The sequence below is a fragment of the Paracidovorax sp. genome (assembly GCF_057642795.1).
On the sequence record NZ_JBXYZY010000031.1, the window covers coordinates 1 to 739 of the forward strand.

1 protein-coding gene is annotated in these 739 nt (G+C 40.5%); it reads right to left on the bottom strand.

Features of this window, described 5'->3' with window-relative positions; all coding sequences use genetic code 11:
* Positions 1-80: 80 nt before the first annotated feature.
* The coding region (locus tag AC3A84_RS12820; protein WP_487970082.1) for a recombinase RecT at positions 81-739 on the bottom strand (659 nt) is incomplete at its 5' end.

The window sequence follows — 739 nt, forward strand, 5'->3', positions numbered from 1 at the left end:
TTAAATTAAATCCAACTTGTAACTCTGAAACGGGTACAAGTTCTAGACTATCCGTCACATCTTTTACTTCTTCAGTCATTCTAGAAATCCTCCCCTTCCAGCATGTCCATTTGGCCAGTTTCTTCATCGAAATCCGGGACGTTATCTGCAGCTGAATTTTGAGCATCATCTTCAAGAGGCGTAACATCTTTAGCTTGTTCTTCCTCTGGATCACTCAGCAAATCTGATAGATTTTCTGGTTCTTGAGGTGTGATGTCCTTTGCTCTCTTCACTTCATTTACATTTGAATCCTCGTTGTCGGCTAGAATAGCCTTTTGTAATTCGATTGAAAGCGGCGCATACTTGCTCAAAAGCTCTTTTATCAGCGTTTTTTGAGCCATGGCGTCAAATTCAGTTTTCCAAGGTGTCCCTGGTTTAAAATCACCAGTTTTCTTGTCGTAAGTTTTGGAATATTTTTGAGCATGTGCTATGACTTTTTCTTTTTTCCAGAAAATCATTTTTCGGAATCCATTGATCAATTCCAAGCTCGCAAAATATCCTTCAACCTCTCCGCTATCAACCTGCTCATCTGTTAGATGTAACGTGCCGTAAACTTTGTCGTACCGCAAAAATTCTTCTTTGTAGACGACATCGCAGTTTATATTCCTGATTTGCCCGCTCCGTTGAGCCAATTGAATGAAGCCTTTATAGCCCATCTGGAATTGAGCTTCATTTATTTTCACCCAAGTGTTCCCGCGCT